A 15,861-nucleotide genomic window follows, 5' to 3' on the forward strand; every position below is an offset into this window, starting at 1 on the left:
AGGCGGCGGCTTCCGCGGTGGTGCTGGACCGCCGCCGTGATCGCCGCCGCCATCGTCGTGTGCCCTCAACACAGGCTTCTTAGAAGCGTTCCAGGAAATCAGGCTCCTGACCTTTGGTTTTATGTCCGATCGTCAGGACACCTTCTCGCGCATCAGGACGAACTCTTCCGCGGTAGAGGGGTGGAGGGCGATGGTGCGGTCGAAATCTTTCTTAGTGGCGCCACAGTTCAGGGCGATGCCCAGCCCCTGGACGATCTCCGGCGCGTCCATGCCCATCATGTGGCAACCGAGCACCCGCTGGCTCTCGCCGTCCACGACCAGCTTCATCAGGACGCGCTCGTCGCGGCCCGACATGGTGTGCTTCATCGGGCGGAAACCGGCCTTGTAGATGTCCACCGTCGCGAATTTCGCCCGCGCCTCCGCCTCTGTCAGGCCGACGGTGCCGAGCGGCGGGATGGAGAAGACGGCGGTCGGGATGTTGGCGTAGCTGATGCTGGTCGGGTTGTCGTTGAACAGCGTCTCCACGAAGGCGCGCCCCTCGGCGATGGCGACGGGGGTCAGGGCCATGCGGTCGGTCACGTCGCCCACGGCGAAGATGTTGTCCACGCTGGTGCGCGAATACTCATCCACCCGGATCGCCCCGTTCTCGTCAAGCGCGACGCCGGCGGCTTCCAGCCCGAGGTCGCGCGTGTTCGGACGGCGCCCGGTCGCCGCCATGACGAGGCCGGCGGAATGCTCCCGCCCCAGCTGGTCGGTGACGGTGAAGCCGCCGGGGCCTTCCTCGACCTTCACCGGCTGGGTGCGGGTGAGGATGGTGATGCCGCGCTTGCGCATCTCCTGGGCCAGAGCGACGCGGATGTCGTCGTCGAAGCCGTTCAGAAGCTCCTCGCCGCGGATCATGATCGTGACCTCGGCGCCCAAGCCCCGGAAGATCCCGGCGAATTCGACGGCGATGTAGCCGCCGCCCAGGATGATGACCGAGTGGGGCAGGGTGCCGAGCTGCAACGCCTCGTTGGAGGTGACGGCGTGCTCGATCCCCGGAATCTTGGGCAGCGCCGGCCAGCCGCCGGTGGCGACCAGGATGTTCTTCGCGGTGTAGCGCTGGTTGGCGACCTCCACCGTGTGGCGGTCGATCAGCCGTCCGAAGCCGGTGTGCAGGGTGACTCCGGAGTTCTCCAGCATCTTGATGTAGATGCCGTTCAGCCGGTCGATCTCCGCGTCCTTGCGCCCGATCAGCGTGGCCCAGTCGAAGGCCGGCGTGGCGGTGGCCCAGCCATAGGCGCTGGAGTCCTCGAAGGCGTCGCGGAACTGGGCGGCGTAGACCAGCAGCTTCTTTGGCACGCAGCCGCGGATGACGCAGGTGCCGCCGACCCGGCTGCCTTCGCAGATGGCGACCTTGGCCCCCATGGCCGCGGCCCGCCGGCTGGCCGCGACGCCGCCGGAGCCGGCACCGATGGTGAAAAGGTCGAAATCGAACTCGGCCACGGCCGTCTCCTTGCAATCCCAAGATCCGAACGGGACAGGAGTGTTCCCCATTCCGGAACGCCTGTCGAGCGTTGGCCGAGATGGCGGATCGAGGCGGCTGGCTGGCCTTCCCTCAGCGCATGACGAGTTCCTGGACCAGCACCTGACGGATCTTCATCGCGCCGAGTTCCTTCGCGGCGGTGCGCATCACCGCGTCCTTGATGTAGAAGGCGCCGTTGCGCCCGCGCAATTCGCCGGGGTCGGTTTCCAGCATCACGTTGGTCATGGCGCTGGCGATGCGCGGCCCGTAGCTCTCCACCGTCTTGGCGGGGGCCGTCGGCTCCATGTCGAGCACCACGCGGACCCGCAGCTCGCGCAGCCGGTCGCCGTCGCTCAGCGTGAAGATCATCGCCGGCAGGCGCGCGTAATTGGCGGCGGTCCGCAGCGTGTCCCCCACCACACGCCCGGCCTGCGCCGTGCCGGGCTTCAGCAGGAAGGCCCCGCCGGTGCCCGCTGCAGCCAAGCCGGCCATGGTGCAGAGAAGCCCGACCACCACACGGCGGCTCAGGCGGTCGAGCGTCGAGGTGGCTGCCGTCGAGGGGCCTGCCGCAATGTTCGGCGCGTTCTGGCGGATTGTCCGGCTCATGCCGACCTCGTCGCTTTTCCCGGCACCGCAAGGGGGTGGTGCCTGTTCTTGGGTGTATGGTGGATGGGTAAAAGGAAGGCGTCAAATACAGGTATTTTATACTTTTTGGTGACAGCACATTACAGTCAGGAACTGCCCATTTCTTCCCAGCTTCTTTGTGTTTGAAATGCGCCGGATTTCGTAGCGTATTTTCGGTAAATCACCATTGCTTGCGGCGGTTGGCCGAAGCGGATGAAGCCTCTTCCACCGGAGGGCCGGGGCGTATAATGCTGGTTTCTCAGTCGGATTGCCGTTCCCGCCGCGGGGGCGGACTCCGGATGGGGCCATCGTGAAGGGCAAGAGCGGGAAGACAAGGACATCGCCATGGACGAGACCAGGAACCAGCCGCCGGCCAGTCACACGCCCGCCAGCCATCCGCCCGCGTCGGCCATCACCGAATGGACCGACACCTATTTCAAGCGGACCAAGGAGGCGGTCGGGAAATTCGGTGACAAGAAGGTCACCTACGCCATCTTCATGCGCCGCCCGGTGGTCTGCGCGCCGCGACTCGCCATCGAATGGCTGGAGGCGGTTGCGCGGGAGCGCGGGTTCGACCTCGACATCGTCCTGAACTATCCGGAAGGAAAGTGGGTCGGTGCGGGCGAGCCGATCCTCTACATCACCGGCTCCTTCTACCATCTGGTCGACACCGAGACGATCATTCTGCAGAAGCTCGGCCCCGCCTGCGTCGGCGCCTACAACGCCTTCACCATGTGCGCCGACCTGCCGAAGACCGCCTTCCTCGCCATGGAGGCGCGCCACTGCGCCGGCACGGAGATGGAGGAGATGATGGCCTACGCCGCCTCGGTCGGGTCGGACCGGGCGAAGCGCAAGGTCGGCGCCAAGGGCTTCATCGGCAACGCCACGGACGCCACCGCCCATTTCTTCGGCCAGAAGAAGGGCATGGGCACGATGCCGCACGCGCTGATCGGCTACGCCGGATCGACCGTGCGGGCGGCGGAGATGTTCCACGAGACCTTCCCCGAACTGCCTCTGACCGTCCTGGTCGATTACTTCGGGCGTGAGGTGACCGACGCGATGGAGGTCTGCCGCCGCTTCCCCGGCCTCGCCGCGCAGGGCAAGTTGGCGGTGCGGCTCGACACGCCGGGCGGGCGCTTCCTCGAAGGGCTGGACCCGCCGGGCTCCTACGCGGTGCTGGAGCGGCACGCCCCCCATTCCATCCGCGGCTATCGCGACGAGACGCAGCTCCGCTACCTGATCGGCACCGGCGTGTCGGCGGCGGCGATCCATTTCATGCGCGAGAAGCTGGACGAGGCCGGTTTCCCGGCGGTGAAAATCGTCGCCAGCTCCGGCTTCGGCCCGGCGAAGTGCCGCCTGATGGCGGAGGCCAACGCCCCCGTCGACATCATCGGCACCGGCAGCTATCTGCCCGAGCGCTGGACCGAGACCTACGCCACCGCCGACATCATCGAATATGACGGAGAGAAGCGCGTGAAGGTTGGCCGCGAGTTCCTGTTCCGGAAATAGCATCGTCGTTCAGCACGAAGAAAGCCCCTCCGCCGGCCAAGCCGCGGAGGGGCTTTTGCGTTCAGCCTTTACGTTTAGCGGGTCAGCACCATCACCAGCCGTTCGACCGGCGTGTCGTTGACGAGGTGCGAATCGACGATCTCGTCGATGTCGGCGGGCGTTTCCGGGCGGTACCACAGGCCCTCCGGATAGACCACCATCAGCGGCCCGGCGGAGCAGAAGCCGAGGCAGCCGGTCCAGGCCATGCCGACGTCCAACAATCCCTTGGCCTGGATGCGCTGGCCGAGCTGTTCCCACAGCGGGTGGGCATTCTTCGCCGCACAGCTCCCGCGCGGGTGACCGGGCGGGCGCTGCTGGGAGCAACAGAAAACGTGGTGGCGGAACACCGGAGGAAGATCGAGGGACATCACAGGCTCCATAGACCATAATTTAATTATGGTTATAGAGCTTGCTGCGGTGCGGCGCCACCGTTTAAAACGATTCCAATATGTCAGGCATCCTCAGCCAGCCGCAGGCCGGTGAAGGACAGGCGGGACTCCGGCCGCAGGTAATGCCGGGTCGTCGGGTTGGCGTGGTCGAAGGGGGTGACGCAGCTGCCGCCCCGCAACACCATGCGGTTGATCATGAAGCGGCCATGAACGGCCTCGTCCACCCCGTCCGGTAGACGGTAGCCGGGATAGGGGGCGAAGGGGCTGCGCGTCCATTCCCAAACGTCGCCGAACAATTGCCACGGGCCGTCGCCGTGGCAGGTGCTGGGGCGCGGGTGGCGGTTGCCGGTGCCCAGCAGGTTGCCCATGCTGTCGCAGCAGGACGCCAGGGCCTCCCACTCGGCTTCCTCGGGCAGGCGCTTGCCGGCCCAGCGGGCGAAGGCGTCGGCCTCGAACCAACTGACATGGCAGACCGGCTCGGCGGGATCGAGCGGGCGCATGCCGTAGAGGGTGAAGATCTGCCACGCGCCGTCGCGCCATTCCCAGTAAAGCGGAGCCTGCCATCCCTCGGTCTGCACCGCCTCCCAGCCGTCGGCGAGCCAGAGCGCGCGCTTCGCGTAGCCGCCATCCTCGATGAAGTCCCGGAAGGCGCCGCAGGACACCGGCAGGGCGGCGAGGCGGAAGGGCTCAAGATGGACGCGGTGGCGCGGCCCCTCATGATCGAAGCCAGCCCCGGCATTGGTCAACCCGATCTCGACGATGCCGCCTTCATGCTCGATCCAGCGTTCCAGCTGCGGCGGAGTCGGAACCGCCTGTGGCGGCTGGTCGTAGGCGGGACGCAGCGGGTTGCTCCAGAAGGCGTGCTTGATGTGGGTCAGCAGCCGTTCCTGGTGGCGCCGCTCATGCGTGATGCCGACGATCACACGGTCGGCGATTTCCGGCAGGTCGGCCTCGTCGGCTTGGTTCAGCAGGTGCAGCACCGCGGCGTTCACATGGTCGCGGTAGCGCATCACCTCCGCCGCGTTGGGCCGGGAGAGCAGGCGCAGGGTGGGGGAGGGAAGCTGGTGGCTGCCGAACCGGTCGTCGCGGGCGGCGAACAACGTCAGGAAGGCTGGGTCGAAGGGACGGTAACCGGGATTGCAGGGCACCAGGACGGTGGTTTCGAACAGCCATGTCGTGTGGGCGAGGTGCCATTTGGCCGGCGCGCCGTCGGCCACCGATTGGACCATCAGGTCCTCGGGCGACAAGGGCGCCGCGAGTTCGGCGGTGCGGGCGCGGATCTTCTGGAAACGGGTGGATAGAGTTTGGCGAAGAGCGTCGCCGGACGGCTGGGCGTGCGTGGCGAGATGGGTGTCGGGCACGGGGGAACCTCCCTGCGGGAGCGGGTTTTCCGCGGCGGGAACGGCGCGGGAACGCGCCCGAACCCCGCCGGAGAAACAACAGGCCCATTGTGCCGCATGGTCCAACCATCCTGGGTGGCGCATCGGAGGGGGGCTTTCTCCGAATTCGCGCATCACAGCCACGGTGGGACTGTCGTCAGGCGTCCACCACCAGATGCGGACGGAAGGCGCCTTCGAGCGTCAGAAGAAGGCGCAGATACACGGCAACGCGCCGCGATGTCGTCGTCCGCCGTTCCAGGCAATCGCGGAGCTGGTTGGCGAGCGCCACATTCTCCGCCGTCTGTCCGGGCGGAAGCGCCGGGTGCGTCGGCGCCGCCATGTCGACGATGTGGTCATGGTCGACCGAATGGACCGCAACGGCCTTTTCGAGGAGCGCCGCTGCGATGCGTTCGATGTCCTCATCCGCCGGCGGCGGCTGGGTGAGGTTGGGGGCGAGATGCGGCGGCGGACGGCGGTTCGCGAGCTGCGCGCGCAGATTCTGTTTGATGCGCGCCCGCTGCCCGGCGTTCAGCGTGTCCAGCTCGTCGATCTCGTCGAACAGCAGGTCGTAGAGGCGCCGCCGCTTGTGGTTGGCCTCGTCCTGGTCGCGGCGTTCCTGCTGCTCGCGCTCCTGCTGTTGCAGGTCCTGCCGATTCTGCCGCCGTTTCCTGCGGTCGGTCGCGCTGCCGGTGCGCTCCACCACGCCGGCCGAGCGGACCAGAGGTTCCGAGCGTCCAATCGAACCGTCGGTCATGGCGACCTCCACGGCTAATGGCTGGGACTGTTCAGTGTACCAACTGTCGCGATTCTGTCAAGGTGACGCTTTGGCGTGCGGCAGAGGCCCGGTTTCAGGTGAGCGTTGCTCACCCGAACACGCGGCGTACTCGTTTGTCAGGAGCGTGGCTCGGGCTCGACAGTGGGGCATCCCAAACGCAGGACAAAAGGACCGCGCCATGCCCCTGACGACCAAACACGCCGACCCCGCCAACCCCGTGCTGTGCGTCACCGCCGGAGGAATCGCCACCCTCACCCTGAACCGCCCCGCCAAGCTGAACGCCATCAGCACGGCGCTGGCCGCCGCCATGCTCGACACGCTGGACGCGCTGGAGGCCGACGCGGCGGTGCGGGCCATCATCGTCACTGGCGCCGGGGAGCGGGCCTTCTCCGCCGGGGCGGACATTGCGGAGTTCACCCCGGCCGTCCGGCGGGGACCGGAGGCGGCGGTGCGCGCCTTCCGGCCCGGACAGACGCTGTGTGCGCGCATCGAGTCCTTCCCCAAGCCCATCATCGCCGCGGTCAACGGCATCTGCTACGGCGGCGGCTGCGAGATTCTGGAGGCGGCACACCTCGCCGTGGCCAGCGAGCGGGCGACCTTCTCCAAGGCGGAGATCAAGCTCGGCATGATGCCGACCTTCGGCGGGACGCAGCGGCTTCCCCGCAATGTGGGGCGCAAGCGGGCGCTGGAATGGCTGCTGACCGGCGACGCCTTCCCGCCGGCGACAGCGCTGGCGGTGGGGCTGGTCAATCAGGTGGTGGCCCACGACGCGCTGCTGCCCGCGGCCTTCGAACTGGCTGGGCGGATCGTCCGGCACTCCCCGGCGGCGGCGTCCGGCATCCTGGGGGCGGTGACCCGAGGGCTGAACATGACCATCGGCGAAGGGCTGGCGGTGGAGACGGAGCGCTTCGCCCGGCTGGCCCCCGGCCCCGACCTGCGCGACGGGCTGGAGGCGTGGCTGGCGCGCTGAATCACGCTCCTTCCGGGGGATCGTCCGGCATTTCGGTTTGCGCGGGGGCGTGCCGGTGTGCAGGATGCGGGGGTGGATGTGGACCGCTCCGCCCCCTATCTTCCGGGGCCGGGGCTTTTTGGCGTGGATGGCATGAGCGACGAGAACACCCTGTCCGAGAGCGGCGAATCCCTGGAAAACCGGCGCAAGCGGCTGCGCTTCCGGTCGTGGCACCGCGGCATGCGGGAAATGGACCTGCTGATCGGCAGCTTCGCCGACGCCCATGTCCCGGACTTCGATCACGCGCAGCTCGACCGCTACGAGGCGCTGCTCGAACTCAGCGACCCCGACCTCTACAACTGGTACGCCGGGCGCGAGCCGCTGCCCGCCGAGCATGACACCGACGTCATGCAGCTGTTGACCAAGTTCCGCTACACGCCCCGTCAGGGGTCCTGAGGCCCGATCCTTGCCCAGCTTCGAACAGTTGCAGCCGGGACGCTCCGGCCGCCTTCTGGTCGGCGGCGCCCCCGCCGGTCATGACGCCCGCGTCCTCGCCGACCTCGCCAAGCGGGCGGGGAGCGCCGGACTTCTCCACGTCGCGCTCGACGACAGCCGCGCCGCCCAGCTGGCGGAGGCGCTGGCCTTCTTCGCGCCGTCGCTGGAGGTGCAGGTCTTCCCGGCCTGGGACTGCCTGCCCTACGACCGGGTGTCGCCCAACGGCGGCATCGTGGCGAAGCGCATCGACACGCTGACCCGCCTTCTGGCGCGCAAGGCGGACGCCGCACCGCTGGTCGTGCTGACCACCGTCAACGCCATGGTGCAGAAGGTGCCGCCCCGCGCCGCCTTCCGCGACGCGGTGTTCTCGGCGAAGCTGCGCGACCGGATCGACCTGGAGAAGCTGCAGCGCTATCTGGCCGGCAACGGCTACACCCGCGCCCAGACGGTGCGCGAGCCGGGCGAGTTCGCCGTGCGCGGCGGCATCATAGACCTGTTCCCGCCGGGCACCGACGAGCCGCTGCGCCTCGACCTGTTCGGCGACGAGCTGGAGGCCGTGCGCAGCTTCGATCCCATGTCGCAGCGCACCACCGACAAGCGCGACGGCGTCGACCTGAAGCCGATGTCGGAGGTCTTCCTGGACGAGGCCGGCATCGCCCGCTTCCGCTCCGGCTACCGCGAGCTGTTCGGCGCCGTCACCGACGACGACCCGCTCTATGAGGCGATCAGCGCCGGGCGCAAGTACGGCGGCATGGAGCATTGGCTGCCGCTGTTCCACGAGACGATGGAATCGCTGCTGGCCTACATGCCCAAGGCCATCCTGTCGCTGGACCATCAGGCGACGGAGGCGCGCGATTCGCGCATCGCGCAGGTGATGGACTTCCACGCCTCCCGCGAGAGCATGATCGTCATCGAGAAGCGGACGGGCTCGCCGGTCTACAAGCCGGTGCCGGTCGGCATGATGTTCCTCGACGCCCAGGCCTGGGACGACCTGTTCGCCACCCACGCCGTGGCGCAGCTCCAGCCCTTCGGCACGCCGCCGGGCATCAAGGGCACGCTGGACGCCGGCGGTCGGCGCGGCCACGACTTCGCCGAGGAGCGGGCGCGGCCCGACGTGAACGTCTTCGAGGCGGTGAAGGACCACATCCGCGCCCTGCGGGCCGACGGGCGGCGCGTGCTGGTGGCCGGCTATTCCGCGGGCTCGCGCGACCGTCTGATGACGGTGCTGGGCGACCACGGCATTCCGGGGCTCGAGCCGGCGGAGAGCATCGAGGACGTCCGCCGCTTCGACCGCCACGTCATCGGCATGATCGTGCTGGGGATGGAGCACGGCTTCACCTCCGCCGACATGGCCGTCATCACCGAGCAGGACATCCTCGGCGACCGCCTCGTCCGCCCGGCGGCGAAGAAGAAGCGCAAGGCCGCCAACTTCATCGCCGAATACACGGCGCTGGCCTCGGGCGACCTCGTGGTGCACATGGACCACGGCATCGGGCGCTACGACGGGCTGGAGACGCTGGAGGTGTCCGGGGCGCCGCACGATTGCCTGCGGCTGATCTACGAGGGCGGCGACAAGCTCTACGTCCCCGTCGAGAACATCGAGGTGCTGACCCGCTACGGGTCTGAGGACGCGCACGCGCAGCTCGACAAGCTGGGTGGGGCCGGCTGGCAGGGCCGCAAGGCCCGCGTCAAGAAGCGCCTGAAGGACATGGCCGAGGCGCTTTTGAAGATCGCCGCCGAGCGCATGCTGAAGAAGGCCGACCCGGTCTACACGCCGGAGGGCGTCTATCAGGAGTTCGCCGCCCGCTTCCCCTATCCGGAAACGGACGACCAGCTGAAGGCCATCGAGGAGGTCTTCACCGACCTCGGTTCGGGCCGTCCGATGGACCGTCTGGTCTGCGGCGACGTCGGCTTCGGCAAGACGGAGGTCGCGCTGCGCGCCGCCTTCCTCGTTGCCATGAGCGGCCAGCAGGTCGCCGTGGTGGTGCCGACCACGCTGCTGGCGCGCCAGCACTTCAAGACCTTCACGACCCGCTTCGCCGGGCTGCCGCTGCGCATCGTCCAGCTCTCCCGCATGGTCACGGCGAAGGAGCAGAACAAGGTCAAGCAGGAGCTGACGGAGGGCACCGCCGACATCGTCATCGGCACCCACGCGCTGCTCGGCAAGGGCGTGCAGTTCAAGCAGCTCGGCATGGTCATCGTCGACGAGGAGCAGCATTTCGGCGTGAAGCAGAAGGAGCGGCTGAAGGAGCTGCGCGCCGACGTGCACGTCCTGACGCTGACCGCCACGCCGATCCCGCGCACGCTCCAGATGGCACTGAGCGGCGTGCGCGAGCTGTCGCTGATCGCCACCCCGCCGGTGGACCGTCTGGCGGTGCGCACCTTCGTCCTGCCCTACGACCCGGTGGTGGTGCGCGAGGCCATCCTGCGCGAGCATTACCGGGGCGGCCAGACCTTCTACGTCTGCCCGCGAGTGGAGGACCTGCCCAAGGTCGCCGAGCGGGTGCGCGAACTGGTACCCGAGGTCAAGATCGTCACCGCCCACGGCCAGATGCCCGCCAGCGAGCTGGAGGAGGTGATGACCGCCTTCGACGAAGGCAAGTTCGAGGTGCTTCTCGCCACCAACATCATCGAGAGCGGCATCGACATCCCCAACGCCAACACGCTGATCGTGCACCGGGCGGACATGTTCGGTCTGGCCCAGCTCTACCAGATCCGCGGGCGTGTCGGCCGGTCGAAGGTGCGCGGTTACGCCTACCTCACCTACGCGCCGAACAAGCCGCTGACCGGCACGGCGCAGCAGCGGCTGCACGTCATCGAGACGCTGGACAGCCTGGGCGCCGGCTTCCAGCTGGCCAGCCACGACATGGACATCCGCGGCGCCGGCAACCTGCTGGGCGAGGAGCAGTCGGGCCACGTCAAGGAGGTCGGCGTCGAGCTGTACCAGCACATGCTGGAGGAGGCCGTCGCCAACGCCCGCGCCGGCATGGATGGGCAGGTGCCGAGCGGCGCGGAGGACCAGCCCTGGACCCCGCAGATCAATCTGGGCACGCCGGTGTTGATCCCGGAGGAGTATGTCCCCGACCTGACGGTGCGCCTGTCGCTCTACCGCCGCATCGCGGAGCTGGTGGATCGGGCGGAGATCGACGGCTTCGCGGCGGAGCTGATCGACCGCTTCGGCAAGCTGCCGGGCGAGGTGGAGAACCTGCTCGACGTGGTGACCATCAAGCAGCTCTGCCGACAGGCGGGGGTGGAGCGGGTGGACGCCGGGCCGAAGGGCGCCGTTCTGACCTTCCGCAACAACAGCTACGCCGAGCCGGCCAAGCTGCTGACCTACATCAGCCAACAGATGAGTCTGATGAAGCTGCGGCCCGACCACAAGCTGGTCTACACCCGCGAATGGGCCGACGAGGCCCAGCGGGTGCGCGGCGTCAACCGGCTGATGAGCGATCTCGCCCAGATGGCCGGCGGCGGCGCCGTGCCGAAGGGCGAGGCGCCTCCGCCTCCACCGCCGCCCCCTCCGCAACGGCCCAGCGCGCTGAAAGTCGGGTCGAAGTTCGGGCGGAACATTCCCTCGCGTCCCTTCGGGCGGCGCTGAGGCGATGAAAAAGGACGGGGGGCTGGCGAAGGCCCTGGCGCTCGGCGGCGACCGTCGCGCATTCGGCGACATTCCGACGGTGGCGGAGGCGGTGGCCGCCGATCCCGCCCGCCTGCCGGAACTGGTCGCCTGCCTGTTCGATGGCGACGCCGGGGTGAGGATGCGCGCCGCCGATGCCCTGGAGCGGGTGTCGCGCGGCGATGCCCGCCCATTGGACGCTTTCGCGGAACGGCTGCTGACCGACGCCGCGGCCATCGAGCAGGCGGAGGTGCGCTGGCACTTGGCGGCCGTCCTTCCCCGCCTGACCCTGACCGAGGAGCAGCGCGGGCGCGCCGTGGCGCTTTTGGAGGGCTGGTTCGAGAACCGGGCCAGCCGGATCGTGCAGAGCGCCGCGCTTCAGGCCATGGTCGATCTGGCGGCGGACGATCCGGAGCTTCGCCCGGTCGCGGCGGACATGCTGGGCCGGGCCATGCGCTCCCGCATTCCGTCGCTGGCGGCGAGAGCCAAGCGCATCCTGAAGCCGTTCGAGGTGGACCGCGCCACGCTGGACGCCGCCCTGCTGCCGGAGACCAAGCCGCTCACCCTGTCGGTCCTGCCCGATCGGCTGGCGGTTGCGCGGCTGGCGCCGGGGGACGGGATGCCCGGCTGGCTCGACTGGACCGACCCGCTGGTCAGCGCCACCCGCACGGGGGAGGAGTTGTCCATCCTCTGCCGCGAGTCCCGCGTGCCGGATGGCGTGACGGCGGAGCGCGGCTGGCGCGCCTTCAAGGTGGAAGGGCCGCTGGACTTCTCGCTGTTTGGGGTGCTGGCGCGCATCGCCGTGCCGCTGGCCCAAGCGCGGGTGCCGATCTTCGCCATGTCCACCTACGACACCGATTACGTGCTGGTGCGCGACGAGGACGTGGAGCGTGCGGCGGACGCGCTGAAGCGCGTCTGCACCGTCGTCGCACCCTCCTGATCATTACGCCTGCGGGGCCTTCTCCGCCTCGACGGCGGCGAGAACGCCCAGCTCCTCCAACTGCGTGACGGCGCCGGTCAGGCTGGTGGCGACGCGGTCGGCCGAGGTCTGGGATATGGCGTGCTCCGGAGCGTCGGCCTCGGGGTGGGCGCTCCACAGGCAGAGCAGGATCGGCACGTTCGGGCCGAAATGCAGGCGCAACCGACGCACCAGTCTGCGTGCGTGGGAGAGGGCGGACGGATTCAGATAGGACAGGACCACCGCCGACACGCCGGTCGGGGCCAGCGCGGCGATGGAGCGGACGGACACCTTCTCGCACGGGATCACGTCGGCGCGCAGCCCGCGCGGGCGCAGCAAATGGCCGAGCAGCGCCGCCGCCGCCTCGTCCAGGTCGTTGCGGGCGCCGATGCACAGGACCAGCGGCGTGTCCTCTGCGGCGGGCGGGGAGGCTTCCATCATCTCGTCCAGCAGCGCCGTCATGCCCTCCGCCACCGCCTGCCGTCCCTCCGGGTTCAGGCGGTTGCGCTGGCGGTCCTGCTCGGCCAGTGACAGGGCGGGCAGCAGCAGGCCGTGCCCGGCCTCCGCGAGGCCGCCGCCGGTCATCTTCTCCTCGGCGATCTCCATGGCCTCGATGGGGTCGCGGGCGAGCAGGCGCTGGTACAGCTTGGCCTCGTCGGGCAGGACTGGGCGGTCGCCCAGCATCACCTCCAGGAAATGAAGCTGCGGCACGTGCCGCCCCAGCACGACGAGGCAGACGGTCAGCGGCGTCGCCAGCAGCAGCCCGACCGGCCCCCACAGCGTGGTCCAGAACACCGCCGCGACGATGATCGCCAGGGACGACAGACCGGTGGCGGAGCCGTAGAGCCAGGGCTCCACCACATTGTTGGAAAACAGCTCCACCGCCACGAACAGGGCGATGCAGAGCAGCGGCAGGGTCCATCCCGCATCGACCGCGAAGGACAGCAGGATTGGGAAGGCCGCGGCGATCGCCGGTCCCAGGAAGGGGATGAAGCGCAGCACCGTCGCCAGCATCCCCCACAAGAGCGGGTTGGGCACGCCGAGCAGCCACAGCCCGATCCCGATGGGCAGGCCGTAGGTCACGTTGACCACGCACTGCATCAGCAGATAGCGGCTGACCCGCTCGCCCGCGTCGTTCATCGCCTCCGTCGTGCGACTGAGGTCGCCGGACCCGGCCAGCCGGATCAGCCGGTCGCGCAGATCCTCGCGTTGCAGCAGCATGAAGATGGTGAAGACCAGCACCATGCCCGCCGTGGCGACCGGCGCCATGGCCGGCCCCAGCACGTCGCTGATTATGGTCAGCGCGTCGGAGCCGTCCTGCTCGATCCGCACCGGCACCGGCTCCCGCGCGGCGCCGGGGGCGGGCAGGGCGCTGGCGGGTGCCGTGGCGGCGGGCGGGTTTTCCCCGGTTACCTGCTCCAGCCCCTGCTTCAGGTCGCGGAAGGCTTCGGTCGCCTGCTGGACCACCCCGCCGCTGCCCGCCGACGACGCGCTGGAGCGCAGCGAATCCAGCTTGGCGTGGACGTTGCGCTGGTAGCTGGGCAGGTTGTCGGCCAGATCGGCGATCTGCCCGCCGACCACCATGCCGAAGCCGGCGATGCCCGCGAAGACCAGCACCACCACGGCCAGCACCGACGGTACCCGGCCCAGACGCAGCCGCTCCAGCCGGCTGACGATGGGCGCCAGGACGAAGGTCAGCAGCACCGCCAGCGCGATGGGGACAAGGATGTCGCTTCCCAGATACAGGGTCGCCACCACCAGCGCAGTGACCAGCAGCGTCGTCTGGGTGGAGGCGGGCGGGGCGGCCTTCGGCACCGGAATGGGGCGGGCCTGCAACCGGCGGGCGGTGTCTTCGGCCATGATCGGCGGAGCCTCGGGGGAGAGTTGAGAGTGTGCAGAACACGGCTGGACGCGGCGCGTTCCGGCGCGTCGGGCGCGATCGCCGCAAGACACCGTGACGATTGCGGTCGACAGCCTGTTTAAACCCGCGTGGTTATCTCGTCAGAAGGAGGGGGCTATGCGTAAGGTTGCTGTTCCGGTCCTGTCGGCGGTTGCGCTATTGGCTTTGGGGGGCTGCGCCGAGACGTCGAGCTGGTTTGGTGGGGGAAGCGATCAGGCTTCCCGCCCGATGTCCGAGCAATCGCTCCAGACCGCCTCGCGGATTGAGCCGCAGGCCATGCTGGGCAAGTCGGTCGTCGCCTATGACGGGCAGAAGGTGGGGCAGGTCGAGGACGTGCTGTTCAACCGCAGCAACCGCCCGAGCCAACTGGTGGTCTCCACCGGCGGCATCATGGGCATCGGCGGGCGCAACGTGGCGCTGGACATCGACAACGTCCGCTACAACCAGCAGCAGGACGCCATCGTGGCGACCCAGCTCACCAAGGACCAGTTCGCCAACCTGCCGGAGTTCCAGTATGGCGGGAACATGATCTCGTTGAGCCGGCAGAAGACGCCGCAATAAACCGCCTCAGTCCTCCGGCTTGCCGGAGCGCAGACGCTTGATGTCGGACCGCTGACCCTTGGCCTCCAGGCGACGTTTCTTGGAGCCAAGGGTCGGCTTGGTCGGGCGGCGGCTCTTAGGCACCACCGTTGCGTCGCGGATCAGGTCGATCAGCCGCTCGCGCACGTCCTCGCGGTTGCGAAGCTGGCTGCGGTAGGTGTCGCCAACGATGATCAGCACGCCCGCCGCCGTCATGCGCGAGCCGGCCAGCCGGACCAGCCGGGCCTTCACGTCGTCGGGGATGTTCGGCGAGGCCGCCACGTCGAAGCGCAATTGCACCGCGCTGTCCGTCTTGTTGACGTGCTGGCCGCCCGGGCCGGAGGCGCGGATGAAGCTCTCCTGAAGTTCGCTCTCGTCCAGGCTGATGCGCGGGGTGACCCGGATCATCATTAAAATTCCACGATCATCAATCGGCCGCCGCCGTCACGCCTTCCTGCTCCTCCACCCCGAGGTCGAGAAGCGGGAGGAAGCTGGCGGGCTCCTGCGCGCCGGACAGCGCGTAACGCCGGTTGAAGATGTAGCAGGGCACCGCCTGAAGGCCGAGCTGCCGCGCCGTGGCGTCGGCGTTGAAGACCGCCGTGGTCTCCGCATCGCCATTCAGCAGATTTTTGATCTCCGTGAAATCGAAGCCCAGGCCGGCGGCGGTCGCAGCCAGCGTGTCGCGGTCGCCGATGTCCAGCCCGTCCACGAAATAGGCGTGGAACAGCGCGTCGGCCATCCGGTCGCCCAGCCCGTGGCGGGCGGCGATGCGGATCAGCCGGTGCCCGTCGAAGCTGTTGGGTGAGCGCCGGATGCGGTCCAGCCGCAGCGGCAGTCCGTCGCGCTCCGCCGTTTCCTCGACCACCAGATGGATCTGCCGCGCCCGCTCCGTGCCGCCGAACTTGGCCGCCAGATAGGCGCTGCGCTCCATCCCGCCCGCCGCCATGTCCGGGTTGAGCTGGAAGGGCTGCCAGCGCAATTCCACCTGGACGCGAGGGCGATCGGCCAGCGCGCGGGCAAGCCGCCGCTTTCCGATGTAGCACCAGGGGCAGATCAGGTCGGCGTAGGTTTCGATCAGCATAGGCCCACTATCCCCCATTCCCACCCCGCCGCGCAACCGCCCAGCCCGTGGGGCGCCCTCCTGC

Annotated in this window: 14 protein-coding genes; 6 read left to right on the forward strand and 8 right to left on the reverse strand. The window is 68.8% G+C overall.

Annotation, left to right across the window (positions count from 1 at the left end):
* Positions 1-132: 132 nt before the first annotated feature.
* Together gor and H1Q64_RS10440 are read right to left on the reverse strand one after the other, a co-directional pair.
* Positions 133-1,485: a glutathione-disulfide reductase gene (gene gor / locus H1Q64_RS10435; RefSeq protein WP_237903435.1), complete on the reverse strand. Its 1,353-nt coding sequence runs from the start codon at positions 1,483-1,485 to the stop codon at positions 133-135.
* A gap of 112 nt (positions 1,486-1,597) precedes the next feature.
* Positions 1,598-2,110, reverse strand: coding sequence for a flagellar basal body-associated FliL family protein (locus H1Q64_RS10440; RefSeq protein ID WP_237903436.1), 513 nt, complete (start codon positions 2,108-2,110; stop codon positions 1,598-1,600).
* Between the two features lie 363 nt (positions 2,111-2,473).
* Between H1Q64_RS10440 and H1Q64_RS10445 the strand changes: the two genes are divergently transcribed.
* On the forward strand, positions 2,474-3,637 hold the full coding sequence (locus H1Q64_RS10445; protein ID WP_237903437.1) for a nicotinate phosphoribosyltransferase: 1,164 nt from the start codon (positions 2,474-2,476) through the stop codon (positions 3,635-3,637).
* A gap of 74 nt (positions 3,638-3,711) precedes the next feature.
* On the opposite strand, the gene H1Q64_RS10450 is transcribed toward H1Q64_RS10445, so the two are convergent.
* The 3 genes from H1Q64_RS10450 to H1Q64_RS10460 form a co-directional block, all read right to left on the reverse strand.
* Positions 3,712-4,044 (reverse strand): (2Fe-2S) ferredoxin domain-containing protein, encoded by a 333-nt coding sequence (locus H1Q64_RS10450; protein ID WP_237903438.1) that lies wholly within the window; start codon positions 4,042-4,044, stop codon positions 3,712-3,714.
* 83 nt (positions 4,045-4,127) lie between these two features.
* On the reverse strand, positions 4,128-5,426 hold the full coding sequence (gene egtB / locus H1Q64_RS10455) for an ergothioneine biosynthesis protein EgtB (protein ID WP_237903439.1): 1,299 nt from the start codon (positions 5,424-5,426) through the stop codon (positions 4,128-4,130).
* A 175-nt stretch (positions 5,427-5,601) separates the two neighbouring features.
* The gene (locus H1Q64_RS10460) at positions 5,602-6,198 is read right to left on the reverse strand and encodes a hypothetical protein (protein ID WP_237903440.1); all 597 of its coding nucleotides are present in this window, start codon (positions 6,196-6,198) and stop codon (positions 5,602-5,604) included.
* A 199-nt stretch (positions 6,199-6,397) separates the two neighbouring features.
* Here H1Q64_RS10460 and H1Q64_RS10465 point away from each other — a divergent pair, with 199 nt between their 5' ends.
* The 4 genes from H1Q64_RS10465 (at position 6,398) to H1Q64_RS10480 (ending at position 12,219) form a co-directional block, all read left to right on the forward strand.
* Complete coding sequence (locus H1Q64_RS10465) at positions 6,398-7,189, forward strand: crotonase/enoyl-CoA hydratase family protein (RefSeq protein ID WP_237903441.1); 792 nt, start codon at positions 6,398-6,400, stop codon at positions 7,187-7,189.
* Between the two features lie 132 nt (positions 7,190-7,321).
* Complete coding sequence (locus H1Q64_RS10470; protein WP_038530795.1) at positions 7,322-7,624, forward strand: succinate dehydrogenase assembly factor 2; 303 nt, start codon at positions 7,322-7,324, stop codon at positions 7,622-7,624.
* A 10-nt stretch (positions 7,625-7,634) separates the two neighbouring features.
* Positions 7,635-11,261, forward strand: a complete 3,627-nt coding sequence (gene mfd / locus H1Q64_RS10475; RefSeq protein ID WP_237903442.1) for a transcription-repair coupling factor — start codon at positions 7,635-7,637, stop codon at positions 11,259-11,261.
* 4 nt (positions 11,262-11,265) lie between these two features.
* Complete coding sequence (locus H1Q64_RS10480) at positions 11,266-12,219, forward strand: ACT domain-containing protein (protein ID WP_174441076.1); 954 nt, start codon at positions 11,266-11,268, stop codon at positions 12,217-12,219.
* A 3-nt stretch (positions 12,220-12,222) separates the two neighbouring features.
* Here H1Q64_RS10480 and H1Q64_RS10485 read toward each other — a convergent pair whose 3' ends face one another.
* Positions 12,223-14,097 (reverse strand): AI-2E family transporter, encoded by a 1,875-nt coding sequence (locus tag H1Q64_RS10485; RefSeq protein WP_237903443.1) that lies wholly within the window; start codon positions 14,095-14,097, stop codon positions 12,223-12,225.
* A gap of 268 nt (positions 14,098-14,365) precedes the next feature.
* Here H1Q64_RS10485 and H1Q64_RS10490 point away from each other — a divergent pair, with 268 nt between their 5' ends.
* Positions 14,366-14,698 carry a PRC-barrel domain-containing protein gene (locus H1Q64_RS10490; RefSeq protein WP_237903444.1) on the forward strand — a complete coding sequence of 111 codons (333 nt, stop codon included), beginning with the start codon at positions 14,366-14,368 and terminating at the stop codon, positions 14,696-14,698.
* Between the two features lie 6 nt (positions 14,699-14,704).
* Here the strand turns inward: H1Q64_RS10490 and arfB are convergent, their stop codons facing one another.
* Complete coding sequence (gene arfB / locus H1Q64_RS10495; RefSeq protein ID WP_014240675.1) at positions 14,705-15,124, reverse strand: alternative ribosome rescue aminoacyl-tRNA hydrolase ArfB; 420 nt, start codon at positions 15,122-15,124, stop codon at positions 14,705-14,707.
* Between the two features lie 19 nt (positions 15,125-15,143).
* Complete coding sequence (locus H1Q64_RS10500; RefSeq protein WP_237903445.1) at positions 15,144-15,797, reverse strand: DsbA family oxidoreductase; 654 nt, start codon at positions 15,795-15,797, stop codon at positions 15,144-15,146.
* Positions 15,798-15,861 lie beyond the last annotated feature (64 nt).

Origin of the sequence: Azospirillum brasilense (assembly GCF_022023855.1) — a bacterium.
In the GTDB taxonomy this organism is placed as follows: domain Bacteria; phylum Pseudomonadota; class Alphaproteobacteria; order Azospirillales; family Azospirillaceae; genus Azospirillum; species Azospirillum brasilense_F.

Bases quoted from the DNA above. Each gene is read 5' to 3' on its own strand.
- H1Q64_RS10440 (WP_237903436.1), bottom strand. From the start codon at position 2,110: ATGAGCCGGACAATCCGCCAGAACGCGCCGAACATTGCGGCAGGCCCC.
- H1Q64_RS10445 (WP_237903437.1), top strand. From the start codon at position 2,474: ATGGACGAGACCAGGAACCAGCCGCCGGCCAGTCACACGCCCGCCAGC.
- H1Q64_RS10450 (WP_237903438.1), bottom strand. From the start codon at position 4,044: ATGTCCCTCGATCTTCCTCCGGTGTTCCGCCACCACGTTTTCTGTTGC.
- H1Q64_RS10460 (WP_237903440.1), bottom strand. From the start codon at position 6,198: ATGACCGACGGTTCGATTGGACGCTCGGAACCTCTGGTCCGCTCGGCC.
- H1Q64_RS10465 (WP_237903441.1), top strand. From the start codon at position 6,398: ATGCCCCTGACGACCAAACACGCCGACCCCGCCAACCCCGTGCTGTGC.
- H1Q64_RS10470 (WP_038530795.1), top strand. From the start codon at position 7,322: ATGAGCGACGAGAACACCCTGTCCGAGAGCGGCGAATCCCTGGAAAAC.
- H1Q64_RS10480 (WP_174441076.1), top strand. From the start codon at position 11,266: ATGAAAAAGGACGGGGGGCTGGCGAAGGCCCTGGCGCTCGGCGGCGAC.
- H1Q64_RS10485 (WP_237903443.1), bottom strand. From the start codon at position 14,097: ATGGCCGAAGACACCGCCCGCCGGTTGCAGGCCCGCCCCATTCCGGTG.
- H1Q64_RS10490 (WP_237903444.1), top strand. From the start codon at position 14,366: ATGTCCGAGCAATCGCTCCAGACCGCCTCGCGGATTGAGCCGCAGGCC.
- arfB (WP_014240675.1), bottom strand. From the start codon at position 15,124: ATGATCCGGGTCACCCCGCGCATCAGCCTGGACGAGAGCGAACTTCAG.
- H1Q64_RS10500 (WP_237903445.1), bottom strand. From the start codon at position 15,797: ATGCTGATCGAAACCTACGCCGACCTGATCTGCCCCTGGTGCTACATC.